The following is a 25,349-nucleotide window of genomic DNA, read 5'->3' as shown; positions in this document are numbered from 1 at the left end:
CCTGGTCCGCGCCGGGGCGACCTTCGTCAAGGGCAAGCTCGTCGAGCGGCCCGAGGAATCACTGGCCATCGAGGAGCGGTCAATAGCCGCATAAAAGATCTTGATCCACAGGTATTGACTATTTCTCGTACATACCGTGCTTAAACGGTAGGTCGGAGTCACGTCGCACGTGCGTACATGCATGTGGCCGACGTGGCTCCGCTCCGTCCAATCCGTAAACCACGGAACACGCACGGAACAGTGATCTTTTGGCCTCACGCTCTGACTGAGACACCCTCGCTTGTGGACCTTCAGCAGGCGGGGGTATCCCAGGTCAGAAGCTACTTCAACAGCTGCCGGGCCATGACCATGCGCTGGATCTGGTTGGTGCCCTCGTAGATCTGGGTGATCTTGGCGTCGCGCATCATGCGTTCCACCGGGAAGTCCTTCGTGTACCCGTACCCGCCCAGCAACTGCACCGCGTCCGTCGTGATGTCCATGGCGGCGTCCGAGGCGGCGCACTTGGCGGCGCTCGACAGGTAGGTCAGGTCCTTCTGGGGTTCGCCGTTCATCGCCCGTTCCGACTTCGCCGCCGCGTGGTACGTGAGTTGCCGGGCCGCCTCCAGTTTCATGGCCATGTCGGCGATCATGAACTGGAGTCCCTGGAAGTCGGCCACGGGACGGCCGAACTGCTTGCGTTCCTTGACGTAGCCGATCGCGTAGTCGAGGGCGCCCTGGGCGATGCCGAGGGCCTGGGCGGCGATGGTGACGCGGGTGTGGTCGAGGGTGGCGAGGGCGGTTTTGAAGCCGGTGCCAGGGTCGCCGATCATGCGGGTGGCCGGGATGCGTACGTCGTCCAGAATGACCTGGCGGGTGGGCGAGCCCTTGATGCCGAGTTTCTTCTCCTTGGGCCCGAACGAGACGCCCTCGTCGGACTTCTCGACGACGAAGGCGGAGATGCCGCGCGCCCCCGCGGACGGGTCGGTGACGGCCATGACCGTGTAGTACTCGGAGACGCCGGCGTTCGTGATCCACATCTTGGTGCCGTTGAGCACGTAGGCGTCGCCGTCCGCGACCGCGCGGGTCTTCATGGCCGCCGCGTCCGACCCGGCTTCCGGCTCCGACAGCGCGTACGAGAACATGGCCTCCCCCCGGGCGACGGGCGCCAGGTAGCGGAACTTGAGCTCTTCCGACGCCGAGAGCAGCAGCGGGACGGTGCCCAGCTTGTTGACGGCGGGGATCAGGGAGGAGGACGCGCACGCGCGGGCGACCTCCTCGATGACGATCACCGTGGCCAGGGCGTCCGCCCCCGCCCCGCCGTACTGCTCAGGGACGTGTACGGCGTGCAGGTCGGAGGCGACGAGGGCCTTGTAGACGTCCCAGGGGAACTCCTCGGTCTCGTCGGCCGCGGCGGCGTGCGGGGCGATCTTCTCGTCGGCCAGGGCACGGACGGTCTCCCTGAGCAGGTCGTGTTCCTCGGCGGGCGCGTAAAGAGGGAAGCTCATGCGACGAATACTAGGACGTCCGACCATCTTGTTACCAGCGGGTACGGTTTGCAAAAGGGAGGTGGTGGCACGAAGGAGATAGCGAGGGCCGGTAGCATGCCTCAGCAAATCGAAAGGAGCTCACTCGTGCCATATCGCCTCACGGTGATCGGGACCGGATACCTGGGGATCACCCATGCGGCGTGCATGGCCGATCTCGGATACGACGTGCTGGGCCTCGACATCGACGCTGACAAGATCAACCGGCTCAACAACGGGCAGCTCCCGATCCACGAGCCCGGGCTCGAAGAGGTGCTCCAGCGCGGGCTCGAATCCGGCCGCCTGCGCTTCACCACCTCGTACGAGGAGGTCGCGGCCTTCGGCGACGTGCACTTCATCTGCGTGGGCACCCCGCAGAAACGCGGCGAGTACGCCGCCGACGTCTCCTACACGCACCAGGCCGTCGAATCCCTGGCTCCGCTCCTCGACCGGGAGTGCCTGGTGGTCGGCAAGTCCACCGTGCCCGTCGGCACCGCCGAACGGCTGGCCGACAAACTCGCCCGCCTCGCGCCCGCGGGCGGCCAGGCCGAGCTGGCCTGGAACCCCGAGTTTCTGCGGGAGGGTTTCGCGGTCAAGGACACGCTCCACCCCGACCGCATCGTGCTCGGCGTGCGCAGCGAGCGGGCCGAGAAGGTGCTGCGCGAGGTGTACGAGCCGCTGGGCGAAGTGCCGTTCGTGGTGACCGACTTCGCCACGTCCGAGCTGGTCAAGACGGCCGCCAATGCGTTCCTCGCCACCAAGATCTCCTTCATCAACGCCATGGCCGAGGTCTGCGAGGCCGCGCACGCCGACGTCAAGCAGCTGTCAGAAGCGCTGTCGTACGACGACAGGATCGGCGGCCGTTACCTCAACGCCGGGCTCGGTTTCGGCGGCGGCTGCCTGCCCAAGGACATCAGGGCCTTCATGGCGCGGGCCGGCGAGCTGGGCGCGGACCAGGCGCTGACGTTCCTGCGCGAGGTGGACGACATCAACATGCGCCGGCGGGCCCGCATGGTCGACCTGGCCAGGGAGCTGGCCGGCGGCTCGTTCCACGGCTGCACCGTGGGCGTGCTGGGCGCCGCGTTCAAGCCCAACTCCGACGACATCCGCGACTCCCCCGCGCTCAACGTCGCCGTCACCATAGGCCAGCAGGGCGGACGGGTCACCATCTACGACCCGATCGCGCTCGACAACGCACGTAAGGCCCATCCCGAGCTGAACTACGGCGGTTCCGCCGTAGAGGCGGTGCGCGGCGCGCACGTGGTCCTGCTGCTGACCGAGTGGCAAGAGTTCCTGGAGCTCGACCCTGAGCAGCTCGGAGCGGTGGTCGCCACCCGGCGCATCGTCGACGGCCGCAACTGTCTCGACCCGGAGCTGTGGCGCGCGGCAGGCTGGCACTACCGCGCCCTGGGCCGCCCCTGAGCCGGCTCAGAGTCCGGCGGCCTCGGCGCGCAGCCGCTCGCCCTTGGCGTACGCCTGCTCCTTCAACCGCGCCTGGAACTCCTCCATGCGTGTCCGCAGCCCGGCGTCGGAGGCGGCGAGGATGCGTACGGCCAGCAGCCCCGCGTTGCGGGCGCCCCCGACGGCCACGGTCGCCACCGGCACCCCGGCCGGCATCTGGACGATGGACAGCAGGGAGTCGAGCCCGTCGAGGTGTTTGAGCGGCACCGGCACCCCGATCACCGGCAGCGGCGTGACGGAGGCCAGCATGCCGGGCAGGTGGGCGGCCCCGCCGGCGCCGGCGATGATCACCTGGAGGCCGCGGGCGGCGGCCTGGCGGCCGTAGTCGATCATCTCGACCGGCATGCGGTGGGCCGACACCACGTCGGCCTCGAACGCCACCCCGAACTCGGCGACCGCCTCGGCGGCGGCCTTCATCACGGGCCAGTCGGAGTCGCTGCCCATGACGATGCCGACGCGCGCCTCGGAGGAACTCATGTGTACTCCCCGGTGGTGAGGTAGACGGCGGCGTGGCGGGCGCGGGCGCGCACCTCGTCGAGGTTGGAGCCGAGGGCCGTGACGTGGCCGATCTTGCGGCCGGGACGCACGTCCTTGCCGTAGAAGTGCAGCTTGATGCCCGGGTCGTGGGCCAGCACGTGCTCGTAGCGCTTGAACAGGCCGGGGTCGTCGCCCCCGAGCAGGTTGGCCATGACGACGACGGGCGCGGTCATCGTGGGCGAGCCGAGCGGCAGGTCGAGCACCGCTCGCAGGTGCTGCTCGAACTGGGACGTCCTGGCGCCCTCGATCGTCCAGTGGCCGCTGTTGTGGGGCCGCATGGCCAGCTCGTTGACCACCAGCCCGTGCGCGGTCTCGAACAGCTCCACGGCCAGCAGCCCGGTCACGCCGAGCTCGTGGGCGATCTTCAGGCCGATGCGCTGGGCCTGGGCGGCGTCCTCCGGGTCGAGCCCGGGCGCGGGGGCGAGCACCTCGACGCAGACGCCGTCCTGCTGCACGGTCTCGACGACCGGGTAGCTGACGCCCTGCCCGTGCGGCGAGCGGGCCACCAGCACCGCCAGCTCCCGCTCGAACGGCACGAACGCCTCGGCCAGCAGCTCGGCGCCGGCCTCGAACGCCTCGGCGATCTCCGCGGCCGACCGGCACACCCACACGCCGCGGCCGTCATAGCCGCCGCGCACCGCCTTCAGCACCACCGGCCAGCCGTGCTCGCCGGCGAAGCGCTCGGCGTCGGCGGCCGTCTCGACCCTGGCCCAGGCCGGGCAGGGCGCGCCGATCGCGGTCAGCCGCTCGCGCATGACGGCTTTGTCCTGGGCGTGCACGAGTGCCTCGGCTCCCGGGTGCACGGTGTGGCCGTCGGCGACCAGGGCTTTGACGTGCTCGGTGGGCACGTGCTCGTGGTCGAACGTGATCGCGGCGCAGCCCTGGGCGAACGCGCGCAGGTCGTCGAGGTCGCGGTAGTCTCCGATCCGCGTGTCGGTGATCACCCGGGCGGCGCTCTCGTCGGGGGCCGCGGCCAGCACCCGCAGCTCGACGCCGAGAGCGATGGCGGGCGGCTGCGTCATCCGGGCGAGCTGGCCGGCGCCGACGATGCCCACGACCGGTCCGATAGGGCTGTAGGAACTCACGCCAGGTGAGCTTACCGGGACGGAACGACTTCCCCCGACGGGCAAGCCTTCCAGATCATGGCAGGTTATCGGGCATGGCGAGGGTTAGGACGCATTCGCGATGAACGTTCTTTGCGCGGTATGTTCATCCGTCTGACACCGGGCCTCCACGGTGGCCGGTACGCTGAGGTGGTCAGGCTCGACAAGGGAAGGGACCGAGCAGAGACGTGGACGTCGTAAAACGCCTCTACGAGCGGTTCGCCTCCCTGGTGCACGAGCTGGCGAAGTTCGGCAGCATCGGGGCCATCGCCTTCCTGATCGACACGGGCGCCTACAACCTCTTCCTGCTGGGAGTGGACCTGGGGCCGCTGACCTCGAAGGTCTTCGCGACCACGATCTCGGCCACGTTCGCCTACCTGGGCAACCGCTACTGGACGTTCCGCCACCGGGAGCAGAGCGGGCTCGGGCGCGAATATTTCCTGTTCTTCCTGCTCAACGGCATCGCTCTGCTGTTCGGGCTGTTGGTGATCGGCTTCACCACCTACACGCTTCATCTGACCGACCCCCTCAGCGCCAACATCGCCAACATCATCGGCGTCGGGCTCGGCACGCTGTTCCGCTTCTGGTCGTACAAGAAGTGGGTGTTCCTGGAGGCCACCGAGCCCATCCCGGTCGAGCTGCCCGAGGCCGGGGTCAGGCAGGACCGCTGACCACCCGGTTGCCGCCGTTCTCCTCCGCGGGGCGCAGGAAGACGGCGAACGTGGCCGGACGCCGGCGCACCAGCTCCAGTCTTCCGCCGTCGGCGGCGGCCAGGGCGCGGGCGAGCGTCAGGCCGAGGCCGGTGCCTCCGCCGCCGCTGACGTTCCGTTCGAAGATCCGCGGGGCGATCTCGTCGGCGATGCCCTCGCCCTCGTCCGCGACCTCGATCACCACGTAGTTGTCGCCGCAGGTGGACGTCACGGTGACGGCGCCGCCCCCGTGCCGCAGGGAGTTCTCCAGCAGCGAGGCGATCACCTGGCCGAAGCCGCCGGTGGTGGCCATCGCCTTGAGCCCCCGGGTGCCGTCGAGCCGGATCTCGCGGCCCGCGTCGCGGAAGACCGGCTCCCACTCGATGATCTGCTGATCCAGGATCTCGTCGATGGCGACGGGATGAGCCTGCGCGTGGCGCTGGCGGCGGGCGGCGGCCAGCAGTTCGTCGATCACGGCGGTGAGCCGCTCCGCCTGGACGATTGCCGCCTCGCCCTCCTCACGCACGACCTCGGGCTCGTCGGAGGAGGCGACGATCTCCTCCAGCCGCATGGTGAGGCCGGTCAGCGGCGTGCGGAGCTGGTGGGAGGCGTCGGTGGCGAACTCACGCTCTCGGGTGAGCAGGTCGGAGATGCGGGTGGCGCTGCGGTCGAGCACCTGGGCGACCCGGTCGAGCTCGGGGATGCCGTAGCGGTGCTTGCTCGGGCGCGCGTCGCCCGAACCGAGCCGGTCGGCGATCTTCGCCAGGTCCTGCAGGGGGAGCGTCAGCCGGCGTGACTGGACCACGGCCAGGCTGACGGCCACCGCCAGGGCGGCCACGGCCAGGGCCACGATGAGCAGCAGGCGGGCCCCCACGTCCTGTTCGACCTGGTCGCGGTCGCGACTGATCCGGACGTAGACGCCGGTGTTGGTCTGGGCGTCCTCCGTCATGAGGTGACCGGACGGCGGGGGCGAGCCGACCACGGTCACCCGGAGGGGGGTTCCGTGTTCCCAGATCTGGATGTATCTGTCCGGGTATTTCTGCTCCAGTTGCTGAGGGTCGAGCGGCGTCTCCTGGACACGGGCGTACTCCACCTCTCCCACGAGACGCTTGGCCTCGGACCCGAGCTCCTGAGCGGCCTCATCGACGATCAGGCGACTTACCACGACTCCCAGGGGGACCCCCAGCAACAGGACCGCGATGACCGCGACGACCAGGGTGGAGGTGAGCAGTCGGCGGCGCATCCGCCTACTCGCGTTCGAACCGGAAGCCGACTCCCCGGACGGTCGTGATGTAGCGGGGCTTGGCGGCATCGTCGCCGAGCTTGCGGCGCAACCAGGAGATGTGCATGTCAAGGGTCTTGGTCGAACCCCACCAGTTGGTGTCCCACACCTCCCGCATGATCTGTTCGCGGGTGACGACCTTGCCGGCATCGCGTACGAGCACGCGCAGCAGGTCGAACTCCTTGGTCGTCAGGTGGAGCTCCTTGTCTCCCATCCAGGCCCGGCGCGAGTCGGCGTCGATGCGCACCCCCTGGACGACCGGGGTCTCGGAGGTGCCGCGCCGCAGCAGCGCACGCACCCGGGCGAGGAGTTCCGCCAGCCGGAACGGTTTCGTCACGTAGTCGTCGGCGCCCGCGTCGAGGCCGACGACCGTGTCGACCTCGTCGACGCGTGCGGTGAGTATCAGAACCGGGGTGCCGTGCCCTTCGGCGCGAATCCGGCGGGCCACCTCCAGACCATCCATTTCGGGCAGGCCAAGGTCGAGAACGATGAGGTCTATGCCGCCCGACAGGGCCCTTTCCAGGGCCTGTGGGCCATCGGGGCTCACCTCGACCTGATAGCCCTCGCGACGTAGCGCACGCGCGAGCGGCTCGGAAATCGAGGTGTCATCCTCGGCGAGAAGTACGCAGGTCATGAAGCGATCGTAGGACCTTAGGCGATCGTTTCCCGGGCACAGCGCGCGGTTTGACTCGTAGTTGACCTATCCATTGACCTGGGCAAACTCACCTAAATATCACTTAGTCAGGATTAAATTACCGTGATTATCGATGCGAAACTTGGCGGCCCGTGCGCGACGCGCCAGAGTGAAAATTCCGCCAAGCACTTTCCACGGGCGAGGGCCCTCCCTCCCGTGCCGGGTAGGGGACGCCTCCACGGCGGAACCGGTTGTGTGGCGAACGACCTTTTCCGGACGCCGCGCAGCGCCGATCCTCTAGCGGGGCCCGGCCGGAAGAAGGAGATGATCATGATGACCACGAGCACCGACGAGTTCGCCGACCGCCTGCTGGGATCGGCACTCGGCACCATCGACCTGCTCTCCATGCACATCGGCGACCGGATGGGCTGGTATCGCGCGCTGGCCGCGCACGGCCCGGCCGACCCCGCCGAGTTGGTCGCCCGCTCCCAGGGCCACGAGCGGTACGCCAGGGAGTGGCTGGAGCAGCAGGCCGCCACCGGAATCCTGGAGACCACGGAGGACGGCCGCTTCGCCCTGCCCGCCGGCGCGGCGGAGGTGCTGACCGACGAGTCCAGCCTGGCCTACCTGGCCCCGCTGGCCCGGATGCTGGCCGGCGCGTCCGTGCAGCTGCCCGCGCTGCTGGACGCCTACCGCGACGGCGGCGGCGTGCCATGGGCCGCGTTCGGGACCGACCTGCGGGAGTCGCAGGCCGACATGAACCGGCCTTGGTTCGAGCACGCCCTGCCGGAGGCGCTCGCCGGCGTGCCCGAGCTCGACGCCGTGCTGCGGCGCCCCGGCGCCCGGCTCGCCGACGTGGGCTGCGGCGGCGGGTGGTCGGCCATCGCGCTGGCCAGGGCGTACCCCGAGGCGAGCATGGAGGGCGTCGACATCGACGGGCCGTCCGTCGAGCTGGCCACGCGCAACGCGGCGGACGCGGGGCTCGGCGACCGGGTCCGCTTCCGCCGCGGTGACGCCGCCCTGCTGCACGAGGGCCGCTACGACGCCGTCTTCGCCTTCGAGTGCGTGCACGACATGCCACGGCCGGTGGAGACGCTGGCGGCGGCGCGGCGGGCGACCGTCCCCGGCGGAGCCGTCGTCGTCATGGACGAGGCCGTCGGCGAGTCCTTCACGGCGCCCGCCGACGACCTCGAACGCCTGATGTACGGCTTCAGCCTGCTCATCTGCCTGCCCGACGGGATGAACGAGCAGCCCTCGGCCGCCACCGGCACGGTGATGCGGCCGGGCACGCTGCGCCACTACGCCCGCGAGGCCGGCTTCTCCGACGTCGAGATCCTGCCCATCAAGGACTTCGGCTTCTGGCGTTTCTACCGGCTGCTCCCATAGAGATCGGACGTCTCACCGTGCGGCCCTGCTACCCTGAGGCCGCATGGCAGGCCTCCCTCTTGATACACCCGATGACCTGACTCTCTGGTACGACGAACCGGCCACCGACTGGGAGAGCCAGGCGCTGCCCATCGGCAACGGTGCGCTCGGGGCCATGGTGTTCGGCGGGATCCGCACCGAGCGGCTGCAGTTCAACGAGAAGACGTTGTGGAGCGGCGGCCCCGGCTCGCGCGGGGGCTACGACTTCGGCAACGGGGGCACGCCCCGGCCGGACGCCCTGGCCGGGGTCAGGCGGCGGCTCGACCGCGACACGCGCATGGCGCCGGAGGAGGTGGCGGCCGAGCTCGGCCGGCCGAAGTCGGGGTTCGGGGCGTACCAGCCGTTCGGCGACCTGTGGCTGGACCTGGCGCACGACGGCGCGGCCGGCGGCTACCGGCGGGAACTGCGCCTGCGGGAGGCCGTGGCGAGGGTCTGCTACACCGTGGACGGCGTGCGTCACGCGCGCGAATACCTCGCCGCCCATCCGGCCGGCGTGATCGCCGGGCGGATCTCGGCCGGCCGGGCGGGCGCGGTGTCGTTCACCCTGCGGGTGACCTCGCCCCACCCGGGCGCGCGGGTCGGCGTCGCGGGCGGGCGGCTGACGCTCAGGGGCGCGCTGGAGGACAACGGGCTGCCGTACGAGGCCCAGGTGCAGGTCGTCGCGGAGGGCGGCACCCGTACGGACGGGGACGGCCTCATCACGGTCACCGGGGCCGACAGCGTGTTCCTCGTGGTGTCGGCGAGCACCGGCTACGCCGCGACGTACCCGGCGTACCGGGGCGACGACCCGCACGCCGCCGTCACCGCCGCCGTGGACCGGGCCGTGGCGCAGGGCTACGACGCGCTCAGAGCGGCCCACCAGGACGACCACCGGGAGTTGTTCGACCGGGTGCGGCTCGACCTCGGGCAGCGCACGCCGTCCGTCCCCACGGACCGGCTGCTGGCCGCCTACACCGGCGGCCCAGGGGCGGACGACCGCGCGCTGGAGGCACTGCTGTTCGCCTACGGCCGCTACCTGCTCATCGCCTCGTCGCGGCCCGGGTCGTTGCCCGCGAACCTCCAGGGCGTGTGGAACGACTCCACGAGCCCTCCCTGGTCCTGCGACTACCACACCAACATCAACCTGCAGATGAACTACTGGCCCGCCGAGGTGACGAACCTGGCCGAGACGGCGCGGCCGTACGACGACTTCGTCACCGCGCTGGTGGCGCCGGGCGAGGTGACGGCGCGGGAGATGTTCGGGGCCGGCGGGTGGGTGGTGCACAACGAGACCAACCCGTACGGGTTCACCGGCGTGCACGACTGGGCCACCGCGTTCTGGTTCCCGGAGGCGGCCGCCTGGCTGACCCGGCAGCTGTACGAGCACTACCTGTTCAGCGGCGACCTCCGCTACCTGCGCGAAACCGCGTACCCGGTGATGAAGGGGGCGGCGCGGTTCTGGCTGGACACGCTGCACACCGACCCGCGCGACGGCAGCCTCGTCGTCTCACCGAGCTACTCGCCCGAGCAGGGCGACTTCTCGGCCGGGGCGTCGATGTCGCAGCAGATCGTCCGCGACCTGCTCACCAACGTGGCCGAGGCCGCCGCCGCGCTGGACGTCGACCCCGGGTTCCGTACGCGGGTGCGGGAGACGCTGGAGCGGCTCGATCCCGGGCTGCGGGTCGGGTCCTGGGGGCAGCTCCAGGAGTGGAAGGCCGACTGGGACGATCCCGGCAACACGCACCGGCACGTGTCGCACCTGTACGCGCTCCACCCCGGCCGGCACGTCTCGCCTGACAGCCGCGAGGGCGAGGCGGCCCGCGTCACGCTGACGGCCAGGGGCGACGGCGGCACCGGCTGGAGCAAGGCATGGAAGATCAGCTTCTGGGCGCGGCTGCTCGACGGCGACCACGCGCACACGATGCTGCGCGAGCAGCTCAGGCGCTCCACGCTGGACAACCTGTGGGACACGCACCCGCCGTTCCAGATCGACGGCAACTTCGGCGCGACCGCGGGCATCGCGGAGATGCTGGTGCAGAGCCGGCCGGGCGAGATCCACGTGCTGCCCGCGCTGCCGTCCGCCTGGCGTACGGGGTCGGTGCGCGGGCTGCGGGCCCGGGGTGACGTGACGGTGGACGCCGCCTGGCGCGACGGGGCCGCCGAGCGGATCACGGTGCGGGTAGGGCGTACCGGCCGGATCAGGCTGCGTTCGGCGGCCGTCGCGGCCGGCGGCCGGGTGCTGGACGGGCGCGGGGACGACGTGGGCGCGCACCGCCGCGGCCATACGCTGGCCTGGGACGCCACCGCCGGGGCGGCGTACACCGTCGTGACGGAGGCGGGGAGCGGTCAGTCCGCCGACGGCGGCTCGGCGTAGCGGGCGAGGTAGAGCTGCTCACCGAGGCTGCGGATCAGGTCGAGCTCCGTCTCCAGGTAGTCGATGTGCACCTCCTCGTCCTCAAGGATCTCCTCGAAGATGCGGGCGGAGGTGACGTCGCCCTTCTCCCGCATGAGCTGGATGGCAGGGCGAAGCCGCTGCACCACCGAAAGCTCCACCTCAAGGTCGGCCCTGAGCTGCTCCTCGACGGTCTGGCCGATGTGCAGGGTGCCCAGACGCTGGTAGTTGGGCAGCCCCTCGAGGAACAGGATGCGGTCGGTCAGGCGCTCGGCGTGCCGCATCTCGTCGATCGACTCTGCGCGGGTGTGCTCGGCCAGCTTGGTGTATCCCCAGTTCTCCTGCATCTTGGCGTGCAGGAAGTACTGGTTGATGGCGGTGAGTTCGGCGGTCAACTGCTCGTTGAGCAACTCGATGATCTGCTTGTCGCCCTGCATGGCAGGCCCCCTGCTGCTATCCGGCTACGCGGTCGTCAGTTCTTCAGACCGTTTCAGGATGGCACAGATTTTCCGTACACATCGGGCACAGTCACCACCGGCACCGGTGGCATCACGGATCTGCTTCGCGGTGCTCGCCCCTGCGGCGATGCAGTCGTGCACCTCGTTCTCGGTCACCGCACGACACACGCACGCGTACATCCGGGGACAAGCCTCTCTCGAGTCAAAGGGGGACGCCATTAGGTAAGGCACACCTAAGGTAGCCCACTTTGGTAAGGCTTGCCTACGTTAGGTACGCCACAGTGACGTACCCCGATGCGAGCGAGTCATTCCGCTCAGTGACCTCGGGCGATCCACTCCTCCAGGTGCGGGGCCTCGGCGCCGATGGAGGTCGAGTCACCGTGCCCGGTGTGCACGACGGTCTCCGGCGGCAGCGTCAGCAGGCGCTCCCTGATCGAGTCGATGATCGTGTCGAACGAGCTGTAGGACCGCCCGGTCGCTCCCGGCCCGCCCTTGAACAGCGTGTCGCCGCTGAACAGCGCGCCCAGGTCGGGTGCGTACACGCAGACCGCACCCGGCGCGTGGCCCGGTGTGTGCAGGATCTGCAGCGTGGTGCCGCCGACCGTGATCTTCTCGCCGTCGGCCAGCGGTTCGTAGGCCAGCGAGTCGCCGTACTGCTGCTCCCACAGCACCTGGTCGGCGGGGTGCAGCCGGATCGGCGCCCCCGTCAGCCCCGCCAGGGCCCCGGCCGCGTTGATGTGGTCGTTGTGCGCGTGCGTGCAGACGATGGCCCTGACCGCGCGCTCGCCCACCCGGTCGGCGATCGGCGCGGCGTCGTGGGCCGCGTCGATGACGACCACCTCACGGGCGTCGCCCACCAGCCAGACGTTGTTGTCGACCTCCCACGTGCCGCCGTCCAGCGAGAACGTGCCCGAGGTGATGACACGGTCGATCATCACAGGACCACCACCGAACGCAGCACCTCACCGCGGTGCATCTTGCCGAACGCCTCCTCGACCTGGCCCAGCTGGATCGTCTCCGTCACGAACCGGTCGAGCGGCAGGCGGTTCTGCAGGAACAGGTCGATCAGCATGGGGAAGTCGCGCGAGGGCAGGCAGTCGCCGTACCAGGAGGACTTGAGCGACCCGCCGCGCCCGAACACGTCGAGCAGCGGCAGCTCCAGCCGCATCTCCGGGGTCGGCACGCCGACCAGGACGACCGTGCCGGCCAGGTCACGGGCGTAGAAGGCCTGCTCGTACGTCTCGGGCCGGCCCACCGCCTCGATGACCACGTCGGCGCCGAAGCCGCCCGTCAGGTCGCGGATCGCCTCGACCGGGTCGTTGTCGCGGGAGTTGACCGTGTGGGTGGCGCCGAAGCCGCGGGCCCACTCCAGTTTGCGGTCGTCCACGTCGACCGCGATCACCTTGGAGGCGCCGGCCAGCGACGAGCCCAGCACGGCCGCGTCGCCGACGCCGCCGCAGCCGATGACCGCCACGCTGTCGCCGCGCGTCACCCCGCCGGTGTTGATCGCCGCGCCGATGCCGGCCATGACGCCGCAGCCGAGCAGCCCCGCGACCTGCGCGGGCGCCTCGGCGGAGACCTTGGTGCACTGGCCCGCCGCGACGAGCGTCTTGGCCAGGAACGCGCCGATGCCCAGCGCCGGCGACAGCTCGGTGCCGTCGGTGAGCGTCATCTTCTGCGCGGCGTTGTGGGTGTTGAAGCAGTACCACGGCCGGCCGCGCAGGCAGGCCCGGCACTGGCCGCACACGGCCCGCCAGTTGAGGATGACGAAGTCGCCGGGCTCCAGCCCCGTGACCCCCTCACCGACCGCCTCGACGGTGCCCGCCGCCTCGTGGCCGAGCAGGTAGGGGAACTCGTCGCCGATCCCGCCCTCCCGATAGTGCAGGTCGGTGTGGCAGACCCCGCAGGCCTGCACGTTGACGACCGCTTCGCCCGGCCCCGGATCGGGGACGACGACCGTCTCGAGCGAAACTTCCTGACCCTTGCCCCTGGCGATCACGCCCTGCACTTCGTACGGCATGCCAGCCATCTTGTGTCAGGAGGATGATCTCCGCAAGACATAGGGCCGCACCACGCCGAGGCCGCTCGCCCAGCCGCCCGGCGGTTGACGTCAGCGGCCGTCGATCTCCCCGTCGGCGGCGTCCTCGACGAGCCGGAACAGCTCGGTGCGGACGTCCTGGATCCTCGGGATGTCGCGCAGCACGATCTCGCCCCGGTCGGAGGCGGACTCGACGGTCAGCGTGCCGCAGCCGAGCAGCCGCTCGGGGAACGTCTGGTCGGAGCTGACCGTGTTGACCTTGGCGATCGGGATCTCGTCGGTCGACTTGTTGAGCACGCCGGTGCTGATCGAGAAGCGGTGGGTGGTGAGCACGTAGCCGGTGTTCTTCCACTGCAGGTAGGGGACGAACGACCAGATCGTCAGCAGGGCGAGGCCGATGACGCCGGCGGCGATCCTGGCGTAGGAGGCGTATTCCCAGTCGGCCGGGATGAAGTAGAGGGCCGCGCCGACGGCCGCCGCGATGAGGATCAGCGCGATGAAGGGAACGACGAGCCGCTTCCAGTGGGGGTGGAAGGACCTGACGCGCCGCTCACCCTGCGTCAGATGATGGTCGGGAAGGGTCATGGGCAAATGGTGCCACCAACGCTCCCCCCACGGCTATGCCGTGCGGGCAGGCCCCGGCGGCGCGCGTCAGGCCATGCTCACGCGTCAGGCCATGCTCACGCGTCAGGCCATGCGCACGTGGACGACGTCGCCCGCGCTCAGCGTGTGGCGTTCCCCGCCGGACTCCACCTGGAGGTGCCCCCACTGGTCGATGCCGCTGGCCCTGCCGGTCAGCGCCTGCTGCTCCGGCAGCTCCACCCTGACCTGCCTCCCTACCGTGGCGCTGACCGCGAGGTAGGCCGAACGCAGCCCCGACGCCTCCGCGTCGCCCTTGGCGTCGACCCAGTCGTGGTAGTGGCTCTCGACCTCGCGCAGCACGGCCCGCAGCAGCGGATCGCGGTCGAGGCAGGCCGCCCGCTCGATGCCCAGCGACGTGGCGGTCTCGACGGGCAGCTCGTCGGGCCTGAGCGACACGTTCAGCCCCATGCCGATGACGACGGCGTCGTCGGCGCGCTCGGCGAGCACGCCGGCCAGCTTGCGCTCCCCGATCAGCAGGTCGTTGGGCCACTTCAGGCGCACGTCGACCTCGGCCAGCCGGCGCACCGCCGAGGCCGCGGCGACGCCGTACATCAGGGTCAGCCAGCTCTGGGCGGCGAGCGGCACCGGGGGCCTGAGCAGGATCGAGAACGTCAGGCCCGAGCGGGGCGGTGCCGACCAGGAGCGGCCCAGCCGCCCGCGGCCCGCGGCCTGCGCCTCCGCCACCAGCACGGTTCCCTCGGGCGCCCCCTCCTTGGCGGCGCCGCTCAGGTCGGCGTTGGTCGAGCCGGTGCTCTCGACGACCGTGACGCCGGTCCACAACGAGCCGGGGCGGACCAGCGCCCGGTTGAGCGCCGCCGCGTTCAGCGGCGGACGGTCGAGATCGGAGTAGCGTGAGTTGGCCATCCCCCCATCTTGGCTGATGGCCGCAGGTGCGGCCCGCGGGAGTGGCCGGCCGGCGGGCTCAGCCGGTGTTCTGCAGCCCCGCCGCCACGCCGTTGACCGAAAGGAGCAGGAGCGTGGACAGCCGGTCGCGTTCGCGCTCCGACGGGTTGCCGGTGCGCAGCGCGCGCAGGGCCCGCAGCTGCAGGTGCGACAGGGCGTCGACGTACGGGTCGCGCAACTGGACGGCCCGCGACAACACCTTGCGGTTCTCCAGCAACCGCGTGTGCCCCGTGACACGGAGCACCAGCTCGCGGGTCCTGTCGTACTCCTCCAGCACCTGCCGGGCGAAGTCGTCCCTGCCGCCCAGCGCCAGGTAACGCTTGGCGATCGAGCGGTCGGTCTTGGCCAGCGACATCTCGGCGTTGTCGAGCATCGCGTTGAACAGCGGCCACTCGCGGTAGGCCGCCCGCAGCTCCTCGACGTCGCCGACGGCCGCGAGGCCGGTGCCGAGGCCGTACCAGCCGGGCAGGTTGACCCGGGTCTGCGCCCACGCGAACACCCACGGGATCGCCCGCAGGTCGTCGAGCGAGCGGGGGGCGCCGAGGCCGCGGCGGGCCGGGCGGGAGCCGAGGCGCAGCGTGCCGATCTCCTCCAGCGGGCTGACCAGCCCGAACCACTCGGGGAAGCCCTCCGCCTCGGTCAGCGACCTGTAGGCCCCCTCGGACGCCGTGGCGACCTGCTCGGCCAGACCGCGGAAACGTTCGGCGGCGGCCGCGGTGCGCGCTCCGATCACCGGCGACGAGGCCAGCAGCACGGCGTTGGCCACCTGTTCCAGGTGGCGGCGGGCGATCGCGATGTGGCCGTAGCGGGCGAAGATGACCTCGCCCTGCTCCGTGACCTTGAACCGGCCCGCCACCGAGCCGGGGGCCTGGGCCAGCACCGCGCGGTTGGCGGGGCCGCCGCCGCGGCCGAGCGCGCCGCCGCGGCCGTGGAACATGCGCAGCTTCACGTCGTGCTCCGCGGCCCAGGCGGTCAGCTCCTCCTGCGCCTCGTAGAGGCGGAGCGTGGCCGCGGCGGGGCCGAGCTCCTTGGCCGAGTCGGAGTAGCCCAGCATGATCTCCATGCGCCGGCCGGTGTCGTCGAGGCGCCGCCGCACCTGCGGGATGTCGAGCATCCCGGCGAGCACGCGCGGCGAGTTGGCCAGGTCCTCGCCCGACTCGAACAGCGGCACGACGTCGAGCACGGGCGCGCGGTCGCCGAGCGCGTGCTCGGCCAGCTCGTAGACGGCCGCGACGTCGTCGGCCGAGCGGGTGAAGGAGACGACGTAGCGGGAGCAGGCGGTGACCCCGAACCGCTCCTGGATCCAGGCGATCACCCGGATCGTGGCCAGGACCTCCTCGGTGCGCTCCGACGGCTCGGCGCCGGCCCGCAGCTCCTCCAGGGCCGCGGCGTGCACCTGGGAGTGCTGGCGCACCTCCAGCTCGGCCAGGTGGAAGCCGAACGTCTCGACCTGCCAGATGAGGTGCTGCAGCTCGCCGTACGCCTGCCGCGGCGCGCTGAGCGCCAGCGACTCCTGTGCGAGGCGCAGGTCGGCCAGCAGCTCGGCGGGCGAGCGGTAGGCCAGGTCGAGGTCGCGGCGGTGGGTCGCGGCGATGCGCGCGGCCACGAACAGCAGCCACTGCCGGTGCGGCTCGCGCGGCGAGCGGGTCGCCAGCTCGGAGACGACCTCGGGGTAGGCGTCCACGGCCGTGGCCAGCGCCGTCTTCAGCTCGGGCGAGCAGGGGGCGAACTGGGCGGAGGCCGTCAGCGTGCGGCCGATGCGCGAGCAGGCGGTCTCCAGGGCCGTCAGCACGTGCTCGGACTGGATCTGGACGGTCTCACGGGTGACCCTGGCCGTGACGTTGGGGTTGCCGTCGCGGTCGCCGCCGATCCAGCTGCCGTAGCGGATGAACGGCCTGGCCAGCGGCGGGCGGGTGCCGGTGCCCCCATCGACCGCCGGGTCGAGCGCCGCGTCGAGCGCGCGGTAGACCTGCGGCACCGTACGGAACAGCGTCTCGTCGAAGGCGGCCATGGCGGTGCGCACCTCGTCGAGCGGGTCGAGCTTGGTGGAGCGGAGCTGGGCCGTACGCCACAGCAGGTCGATCTCCTCCAGCATGCGCCGCTTGTTCTCCGCCCGCTCGGAGGCGCCGCGACCCGGGGAGTTGTACTCGGTGAGCTGGCCGCTGACCCGCTGGATCGCGGTGACGACCGCGCGCCTGCGCGCCTCGGTGGGATGGGCGGTGAGCACCGGGTGCAGCTCCAGGCCCTCCACCAGCTCGGTGACGCGCTCGGCGCCCAGCTCGCGTACGGCCTGCGCGAGCGACTCGCGCTGCACCCTGCCCTCGGCGTCGCGTTCGCGCAGTGTGCGGATGCGGTAGTGCTCCTCGGCCAGGTTGGCCAGGTGGAAGTAGCAGGTGAAGGCGCGGGCGACCTCGACCGCCCGCTCGATCTCCCATCCGGCGATCATGTCGGTGATCTCGTCGGCCGAGATCTCGCCCCTGCGCGCGGCGATGACCGCCTTGCGCAACCGTTCGACGTCGGCCAGCAGGTCTTCGCCGCCCTGTTCGGCCAGCACCTGGCCGAGCAGCTTGCCGAGCAGGCGCACATCGTGGCGCAGCTCGTCCGGCATCTCGGTCACGGCGGCGCTGCGATGTTCGAGCCCCTGGTCAATCATGTTTCGAAGGGTAGCGAGTCGCCACGAACGACCGTAGACCGGTCTCAGTTATTGGACTAGACCATTGCTTCCCGGCAGGTCAGGTGGGCTTGGACACGGCGGCCAGCAGATCGGGCATCCGGGCGAACCCGAGCTTGGCGCCCAGCCGCCTGCCGAGCGCCTCGGCCAGCAGGCCGTAGAACGGCGCCACCGCGCACACCCAGACCAGCCCGAACAGCAGCGCCACCACGAGGGGCGCCGTCAGCAGCGCCATGCCGGCCGACGCGCCGAGCGCGGAGGCGAACGCCAGCCCGCCCTGCCCGGGAGCGGCGCCGGTGAAGGCGTTCATCCGGTCGGGCACGGTGTACGGCAGGATCACGCTGGTCACCGAGCCGACGCCGAACCCGATGCCCAGCACTCCCCATCCGGCCGTCATGGCCGGCAGGATCATCGCGGGATGGCCGGTGAGCAGGCCGGTGGCGACGGCCAGCACGGTGATCAGCGGCGCGGCGACCAGCGCTCCGGCCAGGTGGCGTCCGGCCAGGTCGGTGGCCAGGTCACGCTCGGAACCGAACGCCACGGCGTTCATCCACAACGAGCGCCCGTCGATGCCGAAGGCGTTGCCCGACTGCAGGGCGATCATGAGCGCGCCCACACAGGAGATCACGATCGGGGTCCACTGGCCTCCCCCTCCCCTGCCGGGGTCGCTCACCGTGAACGACAGGATGAGGGTGACGACGATGGCGCTGGCCCAGCCGACGCGGAACCTCGGGTCGCGCCTGATGTAGGCCAGCTCCTTCGTCACCACGGCCGCCAGCGGCCCGTCGGGCAGGAACCGGCCGATCAGCCCGCTCCCCCTGCGTACGGACGCGGCCCGCGTGGAGGAGTCGGGCGTGACGAGGGCCCGGCTCAGCGTTTTCACCCACAGCCAGCCGAGCACCACCACGAGCAGGGCGAGCAGCGCGAGCTCGGCCAGCCCCGTGAGGCCGCCGTCGGCGATGGCGTGCGCGGCGAGGCCGGGCGGGGTCCACCTGAGCACGGCCGCCATCTGGTGCAGCATGGCCGTGGGGTCGCTGAAGCCGCGGTTCATCAGCAGGTTGGGCAGTTGCGCGAGCAGCACGAGGGCCAGCGCGCTCACGGCCAGCAGGTCGCGCCCGCGCCGGGAGCGCAGCGCGCCGGACAGCGACGTGGTGACCAGCCTGGAGGCCACCAGGCAGCTCGCGAACTGCAGCAGCACGGCCGGCACGCCGATCAGCACGCCGCCGGGGCCCGGCGCGACCGCGACCAGGGCGCCGCAGGTCACGACGAGCGTCGCGAGGGGCCAGACGCCGGTCGCCGACGCGGTGAACATGCCGATCGCGAGCCGCCCGGTGCGCAGCGGGAGCAACGACAACTTCGCGGGGTCGAGCGTGTCGTCGAGGCCGAACGCGAGCAGCGGCACGATCATCCAGCCGAAGAAGAACGCCGCGAAAGCGAGCGTCACGAGCGAGGCGGCGATGTCGGCCGGCGTCAGCCTGAGCAGGCTCATCAGCAGGAAGCCGAGCGCGGCCAGGCCTGCGGCGACGACCAGGGTGAAGACGAAGCCGAGCGTGCGCTGCGTGTCGCCGCGCAGGTTGCCGGCCAGCAGCCGCAGCTTGAGCCGCGCGAACAGCAGGACGGTGTTCACCGTGAGTCCTCCGGCCGGGCGCCGAGCCAGCTCAGGCCCGCTTCGCGGTCGTGCGGCGTGCCACCGACCAGGTCGAGGAACGCCTGGTTGAGGCTGCGCCCGCCGCGCACCTCCGCCAGCGGGCCCTGCGCCACGATGTGGCCCGCGCTCATCACGGACACCCAGTCGCACAGCCGCTCGACCAGGTCCATCACGTGGCTGGAGAAGATGACGGTGGAGCCGGACGCGGTGAAGCGCCGCAGCACCTCGGTGAGGGTGTTGGCGCTGACCGGGTCGACGCCCTCGAACGGCTCGTCCAGGAAGAGCACCGACGGGTTGTGCAGCAGCGCGGCGGCCAGGCCGATCTTCTTGCGCATGCCGGTGGAGTAGTCGACGACGAGCTTGTCGGCGGCGCCGGTCAGGTCCATCACGTCGAGCAGCTCGCCCGCGCGCTGCTCGACGTCGGCCTTGGGGATGCCGCGCAGCATGCCGTTGTAGAGCAGCAGCTCGCGGCCCGACAGCCGCTCGAACAGCCGCAGCCCTTCGGGGAGCACGCCGATGCGCGCCTTGACCGCGACGGGGTCGCGCCAGACGTGGAACCCGTCGACCTCGGCATGGCCGCCGTCCGGACGGAGCAGCGCGGTGATCATGCTGAGCGTGGTCGTCTTCCCCGCGCCGTTGGGACCGACGAGACCGGCGAAGCTACCCGCGGGAACCACTAGGTCGACCCCTGCCACGGCGACCTGCGACCCGTAACGTTTGACCAGGCCATGGGTACGAACGGCATCCGTCATGGATCCACTCTGACGGACGGACTAGATTTGCGCGCATGACTGCAGCGGCTGACGACCTACCGGAAAAGCTGGACATCCATACCACTGCCGGCAAAATCGCTGATCTGGAACGACGGCTCGTCGAGGCCGCGAACGCCGGTTCGGCGGCCGCGGTGGCCAAGCAGCACGCCAAGGGCAAGATGACCGCCAGGGAGCGGGTGCTGGCGCTGCTGGACGAGGGCTCGTTCGTGGAGTTCGACGAGTTCGCCCGGCACCGGTCCACGATGTTCGGGCTGGAGGAGCGGCGGCCGTACGGCGACGGCGTCATCTCCGGCCACGGCACCATCGACGGCCGGCAGGTGTGCGTGTTCTCACAGGACGTGACGGTGTTCGGCGGCTCGCTCGGCGAGGTGTACGGCGAGAAGATCGTCAAGGTGCTCGATCTGGCGATCAAGACGGGCTGCCCGATCATCGGCATCAACGAGGGCGGCGGGGCGCGCATCCAGGAGGGCGTGGTCGCGCTCGGCCTCTACGCGGAGATCTTCAAGCGCAACGTGCACGCCTCGGGGGTGATCCCGCAGATCTCGCTCATCATGGGGGCCGCGGCCGGCGGGCACGTCTATTCGCCCGCGCTGACCGACTTCGTGGTGATGGTGGACCAGACGTCGCACATGTTCATCACGGGCCCCGACGTGATCAAGACGGTGACGGGTGAGGAGGTCACGTTCGAGGAGCTCGGCGGGGCCCACACGCACAACACCAAGTCGGGGGTGGCCCACTACCAGGCCGACGACGAGGAGGACGCCCTCGACTACGTCAAGGCCCTGCTGTCCTACCTGCCGTCCAACAACCTGGACGAGGCTCCGCTCTTCGAGCCGGCCGCCGACCTCGAGCCCGATCCCGAGCTCGACGTGCTGATCCCCGACTCGGCCAACCAGCCGTACGACATCCGCCGGGTGATCGAGCACGTGCTGGACGACGAGGAGTTCCTGGAGGTCCACGCGCTGTTCGCGCAGAACATCGTGGTCGGCTACGGCCGGGTGGACGGCCAGCCGGTGGGGGTCGTGGCCAACCAGCCGATGCATTTCGCCGGGTGCCTGGATATCGATGCCTCCGAGAAGGCCGCAAGATTTATTCGAACATGTGATGCTTTTAATATCCCGATCCTGACTTTTGTTGATGTTCCGGGTTTCCTCCCCGGAGCTGATCAGGAATGGAACGGAATCATCCGCCGCGGCGCCAAGCTGCTCTACGCCTACGCCGAGGCCACGGTGCCGCTGATCACGGTGATCACGCGCAAGGCGTACGGCGGCGCGTACGACGTCATGGGCTCCAAGCACCTCGGGGCCGACGTCAACCTGGCCTGGCCGACGGCCCAGATCGCGGTCATGGGCGCGCAGGGCGCGGTCAACATCCTCTACCGGCGCGAACTGGCCGCCGCCGACGACCCCGACGTCGTGCGAGCCAAGCGCGTCACCGAGTACGAGGACACGCTGACCAATCCGTACATCGCGGCGGAGCGCGGTTACGTGGACGCGGTGATCCGGCCGGCCGAGACCCGGCCCCAGGTCGTCAGGGCGCTGCGCGCGCTGCGGAACAAGCGGGCCACGCTGCCCCCCAAGAAGCATGGGAACATCCCGCTATGACGAGCCATCTGCGCATTGTTCGCGGCGACGCCTCGCCTGAGGAGATCGCCGCGTTGGTGGCGGTACTCGCCGCCCGACACGTCGGACCACAACCGCCTCCCGGCCGCCGTCGGCAAACGTGGCGAAACCCCGCCAGAGGTATGCGTAAGCCTGTCCTCCCAGGGAAGTCGGCATGGCGGATGAGCGCTCTGCCCTAGATAGATCCTGTGAATCGGGTGTCAAGTTCCCCGGGAGTTGGGACTATCTAGAGAAAGTAGGCGTATATAGTCAGCCGATCAACTAACACCCGCGGCCTGGAGGACGACATGGCCATCCCAGACCTCATGCCGCATCCTGTGGCAGCCAAGTACGCCGTCCTGGTGGATGTCGGTTATCTGTACGCTGCGGCAGGTGAGGTGCTGCTCGGCGCGAAGGAGCGCAAGGAATATCGGGTGGCCGCCGATGAGCTGATACAGAGCCTACAGAAACATGCAGAGGAACGTATTTCTGGCGAACTTCTGCGGATCTATTGGTATGACGCAGCCCGTGACCGTGTTCCCACCGTCGACCAGCGGGTCATCGCCCAGCTCCCCTGGGTCAAGGTACGGCTTGGCAACCTGAACGCCCGGGGCCAGCAGAAGGGCGTGGACGCGCAGATCAGGAGCGATCTGGAGGCGCTGGCCCGGCATCATGCGGTCACCGACACGATTCTGCTGGCAGGCGATGAGGACATGGTTCCCGCGGTGGAGGCGGCGCAGGCCTACGGCGTACGCATCCATCTGTGGGGGGTGGAACCGCCTTACGGCACCAACCAGGCCGAACGCCTGGTGTGGGAGTCCGACACCGTAGAAGTGATCACTGCTGATTTCCTGAGGCCCTTTTTCAGCCGCGCTCCCCAGCCCGTCCCGGTCACCCCGCCGGCCGCCGCCGCCCCCTCTCCCGCCCAGGTGTTCGCCGGGCGCGCCCCGGTCAAGCCGCACGCCAAGCCCGGCCAGGTGGCCAAGCTCGGCCCGAGCCGGCCCCGCGTCGAGGACGTCGGCGAGCACGTGGCCCAGAAGTGGATCCTCACCCGCGGCCGCGACAACATCCGTGACCTGCTGCCCGGCCCGATCCTGCCGACCGTGATCGACACCGAGCTGCTCATCGAGGCGGAGAAGGAGCTCGGCCACTCGCTGCGGCCCTACCCGGAGGCGCGGGTGTGGTTGCGCGACGGGTTCTGGGCGCGCGTCTACCGGGAGTTCGACCTCGGCGTGGGCGTCTCGTCGAAATAGCGCTCCTCCCGTTCGAGCAGGGCCTCGGCGGTGGCCGTACGCGCGTACAGGACGTAGCGCCCCGTACGGTGGGCCGTGCAGAGACCGGCCCGGCGCAGCGCGGTGAGGTGCTGGTTCGCGCCCGGCTCCGACAGGCCCGTGCGCTGGGCGAGGTCGCGGGTGGAGGCGGGCTGGTCCAGCTCGGCCAGCAGCCGCGCGCGAGTCCTGCCGAGCACGGCCGCCAGCGCTTCGGGCGGCTCCAGCTCACGGCGCTCCCACAACGTCGCGATCCCGCGCGGCGGATAACGCACGGCCGGCTGGTACGGCGGCGTCGTGACCGAGAAGACCCGCGGCGAGACGAACACGCACGGCACCAGCAGCAGCCCGAGCCCGCGCAGCGAGCGGGCGCCCGAGACGTGGCGGTGCGCGATGCTCAGGGTCCCGTCGCGCCAGGTGACCGCGTCGTCGAGGTCGGCCAGCATCCGCTGGGCGCCCCCTTCGGCCAGCAGCCGGGCGCGGTACAGGATCTCGCCTTCGAGCAGCGCCCTGATCCGCGCCCAGTACGGCGCCATCGCCGCGTCCCAGTAGGCCTGCACCTCCTCCGCCAGCCGTTCCAGCCCCCGCTCCGGGTCGTCGTGAAGCGCCTGCACCCGTTTCGTGCGGGGGCCGGGCACCGCGTCCAGATCCGAGCGGACCCGTCCGGCGGCGCCCCGCATGGTGGCGAGTTCCAGGCCCAGATCCGGCATGGACGTCGACGGCGGCGTGCAGGTGAAGCCCGCGATGACGACGGTCGGCACCGGGACGAGGTCGGATAGCAGGCGCCAGCCGACGCCCTGCAGACGGCGGCGCACCTGCTCGACCCAGGGGCGCAGCAGCGGGTGGGCGGCCGGGTCCTTCACCACGCGGACGCTGGCGACGACCTCGCCGAGCGGGGAGATCGCGAAGCGGGTGTTGGCGATGTCGCGGGCGGTGAACGTCAGGTCCAGGGTCATTCGATTCGCGTATCACTTAATCCGTAGCGCTCTTTGCCCACATTTCAGCATCGTTGCCGACATGTCAGCAACTGTGGTGGAGCAGCCGCTGCTGCGCCTGCGCCCGTTCCGCAACCTGTACGTCGCCGGCGCGGTCAGCCAGTTCGGCTCCCAGATCAGCTACGTCGCGCTGCCCCTGCTCGCCGTGACCGCGCTCGGCGCGGGAGCGGGCGAGGTGGGGCTGCTGTCGGCGCTCGGAACGCTCACGGTGCTGCTGCTGGGGCTGCCCGCCGGCGCCTGGGTCGACCGGGTCAGGCGGCGCCCGGTGATGGTCGCCACCGACCTGCTCAGGGCGGCGGCGCTGCTGTCGGTGCCGCTCGCATGCTGGTGCGGCCGGCTGTCCATGGAGCAGCTCTACGCGGTCGCGGTGCTGGTGGGAGCGGGCACGCTGCTGTTCGACGTGGCGCAGCTGAGCCTCGTGCCCGGCCTGGTGGGGCGCGAGCGGCTCACCGCGGCCAACTCGCTGCTCGTCGGCACCAGCGCGGGGATGGACATCGGAGGACGCAGCGTGGCCGGCGTGCTGGTGCAGGCCGCGGGCGCGCCGGTGGCCATCCTGCTGGACGCGCTGAGCTACCTGTGGTCGGCCGCCTGGCTGCGCGGCGTGCGCGAACCGGCCGCGGGCCCGCCGAAGGACCGCGAGCCGATCGGCCGGCAGATCCGCGAGGGCGTACGCTTCCTCTTCGGCAACTCCACGCTCGTGGCGGCCCTGATCCAGGGCACGATGGCGAACCTGGCCTTCCCGCTCTGCTCGGTCCTGCTGCCGGTGCTCATCGTGGACCAACTCGGCTATCCCGCGTGGGTGCTGGGGGCCTACCTCGCCGCCGGCGGGCTCGGGACGCTGGCGGGCTCGTCCACCGCCCACCTGTTCGGCCGCCGGCTCGGCACCGGGCGGGCCGCCTGGCTCGCGAGCCTGGCCACCGCGCCCGCCTCGCTCGTCCTGCCGTTCCTCGGGCACGGACCGTGGATATGGGCGGCCGCGGCCGCCTGGTTCGTGCTGACGTTCCGCACGGGGCTCAACAACGTGCTGCTCGTCAGCCTCCGGCAGCGGGTCACGCCCGACGACCTGCTCGGCCGGATGACGGCCACGATGCGGCTGCTGCTGATGAGCGCCGTGGGGCTGGGCGGGCTGCTGGCGGGCGCGATGGGCGAGCTGTGGGGAGTACGCTCGGCGCTCTGGCTGGGCGCGTCGATCATGGCGCTGAGCTGGGTGCCGTTCCTGTTCTCCCCGCTCCGCCACCAACCATGAACTCGCTCACAGATAGGTCCGATTTCCGCCGAACACCCGCTTCCACCTGCTGACCTGCGTTTTCACGGTGAGGTCCGATTTCCGCTGGGCGACGTGCCCGGC

General features: G+C 70.7%; 23 protein-coding genes. 8 read left to right on the top strand and 15 right to left on the bottom strand.

Going from position 1 to position 25,349, the window contains the following annotated elements; translation table 11 throughout:
- Positions 1–320: 320 nt before the first annotated feature.
- Positions 321–1,484: an acyl-CoA dehydrogenase family protein gene (locus E1295_RS01760; RefSeq protein WP_132627851.1), complete on the bottom strand. Its 1,164-nt coding sequence runs from the start codon at positions 1,482–1,484 to the stop codon at positions 321–323.
- 96 nt (positions 1,485–1,580) lie between these two features.
- Here E1295_RS01760 and E1295_RS01755 point away from each other — a divergent pair, with 96 nt between their 5' ends.
- Positions 1,581–2,924 carry a UDP-glucose dehydrogenase family protein gene (locus E1295_RS01755; RefSeq protein ID WP_220448493.1) on the top strand — a complete coding sequence of 448 codons (1,344 nt, stop codon included), beginning with the start codon at positions 1,581–1,583 and terminating at the stop codon, positions 2,922–2,924.
- Between the two features lie 6 nt (positions 2,925–2,930).
- On the opposite strand, the gene purE is transcribed toward E1295_RS01755, so the two are convergent.
- A complete protein-coding gene (gene purE, locus E1295_RS01750; protein ID WP_132627849.1) occupies positions 2,931–3,440 on the bottom strand; it encodes a 5-(carboxyamino)imidazole ribonucleotide mutase in 510 nt (169 codons plus the stop codon).
- Positions 3,437–4,585, bottom strand: coding sequence for a 5-(carboxyamino)imidazole ribonucleotide synthase (locus tag E1295_RS01745; protein ID WP_132627848.1), 1,149 nt, complete (start codon positions 4,583–4,585; stop codon positions 3,437–3,439). The genes purE and E1295_RS01745 overlap by 4 nt, the downstream gene beginning before the upstream one ends.
- A 206-nt stretch (positions 4,586–4,791) precedes the next feature.
- Between E1295_RS01745 and E1295_RS01740 the strand changes: the two genes are divergently transcribed.
- Positions 4,792–5,274 (top strand): GtrA family protein, encoded by a 483-nt coding sequence (locus E1295_RS01740; RefSeq protein ID WP_132627847.1) that lies wholly within the window; start codon positions 4,792–4,794, stop codon positions 5,272–5,274.
- Here E1295_RS01740 and E1295_RS01735 read toward each other — a convergent pair.
- Together E1295_RS01735 and E1295_RS01730 are read right to left on the bottom strand one after the other, a co-directional pair.
- Positions 5,258–6,535: an ATP-binding protein gene (locus tag E1295_RS01735; protein WP_132627846.1), complete on the bottom strand. Its 1,278-nt coding sequence runs from the start codon at positions 6,533–6,535 to the stop codon at positions 5,258–5,260. The genes E1295_RS01740 and E1295_RS01735 overlap by 17 nt on opposite strands.
- Positions 6,536–6,539: 4 nt before the next feature.
- Positions 6,540–7,208, bottom strand: a complete 669-nt coding sequence (locus E1295_RS01730; protein ID WP_012888073.1) for a response regulator transcription factor — start codon at positions 7,206–7,208, stop codon at positions 6,540–6,542.
- Positions 7,209–7,538: 330 nt separating this feature from the next.
- Between E1295_RS01730 and E1295_RS01725 the strand changes: the two genes are divergently transcribed.
- Both E1295_RS01725 and E1295_RS01720 read left to right on the top strand, forming a co-directional pair.
- A complete protein-coding gene (locus E1295_RS01725; RefSeq protein WP_246079777.1) occupies positions 7,539–8,594 on the top strand; it encodes a class I SAM-dependent methyltransferase in 1,056 nt (351 codons plus the stop codon).
- 43 nt (positions 8,595–8,637) lie between these two features.
- Entirely contained in the window at positions 8,638–10,986 is a 2,349-nt protein-coding gene (locus E1295_RS01720; RefSeq protein WP_132627844.1) for a glycoside hydrolase family 95 protein, read from the top strand.
- Here the strand turns inward: E1295_RS01720 and bfr are convergent.
- The 9 genes from bfr to E1295_RS01675 all read right to left on the bottom strand — a co-directional run bounded on the left by bfr (position 10,959) and on the right by E1295_RS01675 (position 20,116).
- Positions 10,959–11,441, bottom strand: coding sequence for a bacterioferritin (bfr, locus tag E1295_RS01715; RefSeq protein ID WP_132591014.1), 483 nt, complete (start codon positions 11,439–11,441; stop codon positions 10,959–10,961). The two genes, E1295_RS01720 and bfr, sit on opposite strands and share 28 nt — an antisense overlap.
- A 24-nt stretch (positions 11,442–11,465) precedes the next feature.
- Positions 11,466–11,642, bottom strand: a complete 177-nt coding sequence (locus tag E1295_RS01710) for a (2Fe-2S)-binding protein (protein WP_132627843.1) — start codon at positions 11,640–11,642, stop codon at positions 11,466–11,468.
- 134 nt (positions 11,643–11,776) lie between these two features.
- Positions 11,777–12,397, bottom strand: coding sequence for an MBL fold metallo-hydrolase (locus tag E1295_RS01705; RefSeq protein WP_132627842.1), 621 nt, complete (start codon positions 12,395–12,397; stop codon positions 11,777–11,779).
- Entirely contained in the window at positions 12,397–13,482 is a 1,086-nt protein-coding gene (locus tag E1295_RS01700) for an S-(hydroxymethyl)mycothiol dehydrogenase (RefSeq protein WP_132627841.1), read from the bottom strand. Before E1295_RS01700 ends, E1295_RS01705 begins: the two co-directional genes overlap by 1 nt.
- A 90-nt stretch (positions 13,483–13,572) precedes the next feature.
- A complete protein-coding gene (locus tag E1295_RS01695) occupies positions 13,573–14,085 on the bottom strand; it encodes a PH domain-containing protein (RefSeq protein ID WP_132627840.1) in 513 nt (170 codons plus the stop codon).
- 102 nt (positions 14,086–14,187) lie between these two features.
- Entirely contained in the window at positions 14,188–15,006 is an 819-nt protein-coding gene (locus E1295_RS01690) for a biotin--[acetyl-CoA-carboxylase] ligase (protein ID WP_132627839.1), read from the bottom strand.
- Positions 15,007–15,064: 58 nt separating this feature from the next.
- On the bottom strand, positions 15,065–17,698 hold the full coding sequence (locus tag E1295_RS01685) for a phosphoenolpyruvate carboxylase (RefSeq protein ID WP_132627838.1): 2,634 nt from the start codon (positions 17,696–17,698) through the stop codon (positions 15,065–15,067).
- Between the two features lie 79 nt (positions 17,699–17,777).
- On the bottom strand, positions 17,778–19,343 hold the full coding sequence (locus tag E1295_RS01680) for a hypothetical protein (RefSeq protein WP_132627837.1): 1,566 nt from the start codon (positions 19,341–19,343) through the stop codon (positions 17,778–17,780).
- Complete coding sequence (locus E1295_RS01675) at positions 19,340–20,116, bottom strand: ABC transporter ATP-binding protein (RefSeq protein WP_132627836.1); 777 nt, start codon at positions 20,114–20,116, stop codon at positions 19,340–19,342. The genes E1295_RS01680 and E1295_RS01675 overlap by 4 nt, the downstream gene beginning before the upstream one ends.
- A 35-nt stretch (positions 20,117–20,151) precedes the next feature.
- Here E1295_RS01675 and E1295_RS01670 point away from each other — a divergent pair, with 35 nt between their 5' ends.
- From E1295_RS01670 to E1295_RS01660, 3 genes are all read left to right on the top strand, one after another.
- Complete coding sequence (locus E1295_RS01670) at positions 20,152–21,741, top strand: acyl-CoA carboxylase subunit beta (RefSeq protein WP_132627835.1); 1,590 nt, start codon at positions 20,152–20,154, stop codon at positions 21,739–21,741.
- Positions 21,738–21,938, top strand: coding sequence for an acyl-CoA carboxylase subunit epsilon (locus E1295_RS01665; RefSeq protein WP_132627834.1), 201 nt, complete (start codon positions 21,738–21,740; stop codon positions 21,936–21,938). Before E1295_RS01670 ends, E1295_RS01665 begins: the two co-directional genes overlap by 4 nt.
- 108 nt (positions 21,939–22,046) lie before the next feature.
- On the top strand, positions 22,047–22,991 hold the full coding sequence (locus E1295_RS01660) for an NYN domain-containing protein (protein ID WP_132591039.1): 945 nt from the start codon (positions 22,047–22,049) through the stop codon (positions 22,989–22,991).
- Here the strand turns inward: E1295_RS01660 and E1295_RS01655 are convergent.
- Complete coding sequence (locus E1295_RS01655; RefSeq protein WP_132627833.1) at positions 22,949–23,962, bottom strand: ArsR/SmtB family transcription factor; 1,014 nt, start codon at positions 23,960–23,962, stop codon at positions 22,949–22,951. The two genes, E1295_RS01660 and E1295_RS01655, sit on opposite strands and share 43 nt — an antisense overlap.
- 61 nt (positions 23,963–24,023) lie before the next feature.
- Here E1295_RS01655 and E1295_RS01650 point away from each other — a divergent pair, with 61 nt between their 5' ends.
- On the top strand, positions 24,024–25,247 hold the full coding sequence (locus E1295_RS01650) for an MFS transporter (protein WP_132627832.1): 1,224 nt from the start codon (positions 24,024–24,026) through the stop codon (positions 25,245–25,247).
- Positions 25,248–25,349 lie beyond the last annotated feature (102 nt).

It is taken from the genome of Nonomuraea mesophila (genome assembly GCF_004352805.1).
In the GTDB taxonomy this organism is placed as follows: Bacteria; Actinomycetota; Actinomycetes; order Streptosporangiales; family Streptosporangiaceae; genus Nonomuraea; species Nonomuraea longispora.
Note: the sequence above shows the minus strand (reverse complement) of the source record. Positions and strands in the feature narration are given on the sequence as shown.

What these genes read in the sequence shown, in the direction of transcription:
- E1295_RS01660 (WP_132591039.1), top strand. Translation starts at nt 22,047, where the DNA reads ATGGCCATCCCAGACCTCATGCCGCATCCTGTGGCAGCCAAGTACGCC.
- E1295_RS01705 (WP_132627842.1), bottom strand. Translation starts at nt 12,397, where the DNA reads ATGATCGACCGTGTCATCACCTCGGGCACGTTCTCGCTGGACGGCGGC.
- E1295_RS01675 (WP_132627836.1), bottom strand. Translation starts at nt 20,116, where the DNA reads ATGACGGATGCCGTTCGTACCCATGGCCTGGTCAAACGTTACGGGTCG.
- E1295_RS01710 (WP_132627843.1), bottom strand. Translation starts at nt 11,642, where the DNA reads ATGTACGCGTGCGTGTGTCGTGCGGTGACCGAGAACGAGGTGCACGAC.
- purE (WP_132627849.1), bottom strand. Translation starts at nt 3,440, where the DNA reads ATGAGTTCCTCCGAGGCGCGCGTCGGCATCGTCATGGGCAGCGACTCC.
- E1295_RS01695 (WP_132627840.1), bottom strand. Translation starts at nt 14,085, where the DNA reads ATGACCCTTCCCGACCATCATCTGACGCAGGGTGAGCGGCGCGTCAGG.
- bfr (WP_132591014.1), bottom strand. Translation starts at nt 11,441, where the DNA reads ATGCAGGGCGACAAGCAGATCATCGAGTTGCTCAACGAGCAGTTGACC.
- E1295_RS01735 (WP_132627846.1), bottom strand. Translation starts at nt 6,535, where the DNA reads ATGCGCCGCCGACTGCTCACCTCCACCCTGGTCGTCGCGGTCATCGCG.
- E1295_RS01665 (WP_132627834.1), top strand. Translation starts at nt 21,738, where the DNA reads ATGACGAGCCATCTGCGCATTGTTCGCGGCGACGCCTCGCCTGAGGAG.
- E1295_RS01730 (WP_012888073.1), bottom strand. Translation starts at nt 7,208, where the DNA reads ATGACCTGCGTACTTCTCGCCGAGGATGACACCTCGATTTCCGAGCCG.
- E1295_RS01720 (WP_132627844.1), top strand. Translation starts at nt 8,638, where the DNA reads ATGGCAGGCCTCCCTCTTGATACACCCGATGACCTGACTCTCTGGTAC.
- E1295_RS01655 (WP_132627833.1), bottom strand. Translation starts at nt 23,962, where the DNA reads ATGACCCTGGACCTGACGTTCACCGCCCGCGACATCGCCAACACCCGC.
- E1295_RS01755 (WP_220448493.1), top strand. Translation starts at nt 1,581, where the DNA reads ATGCCTCAGCAAATCGAAAGGAGCTCACTCGTGCCATATCGCCTCACG.
- E1295_RS01685 (WP_132627838.1), bottom strand. Translation starts at nt 17,698, where the DNA reads ATGATTGACCAGGGGCTCGAACATCGCAGCGCCGCCGTGACCGAGATG.
- E1295_RS01725 (WP_246079777.1), top strand. Translation starts at nt 7,539, where the DNA reads ATGATGACCACGAGCACCGACGAGTTCGCCGACCGCCTGCTGGGATCG.
- E1295_RS01670 (WP_132627835.1), top strand. Translation starts at nt 20,152, where the DNA reads ATGACTGCAGCGGCTGACGACCTACCGGAAAAGCTGGACATCCATACC.
- E1295_RS01760 (WP_132627851.1), bottom strand. Translation starts at nt 1,484, where the DNA reads ATGAGCTTCCCTCTTTACGCGCCCGCCGAGGAACACGACCTGCTCAGG.
- E1295_RS01650 (WP_132627832.1), top strand. Translation starts at nt 24,024, where the DNA reads ATGTCAGCAACTGTGGTGGAGCAGCCGCTGCTGCGCCTGCGCCCGTTC.
- E1295_RS01700 (WP_132627841.1), bottom strand. Translation starts at nt 13,482, where the DNA reads ATGCCGTACGAAGTGCAGGGCGTGATCGCCAGGGGCAAGGGTCAGGAA.
- E1295_RS01690 (WP_132627839.1), bottom strand. Translation starts at nt 15,006, where the DNA reads ATGGCCAACTCACGCTACTCCGATCTCGACCGTCCGCCGCTGAACGCG.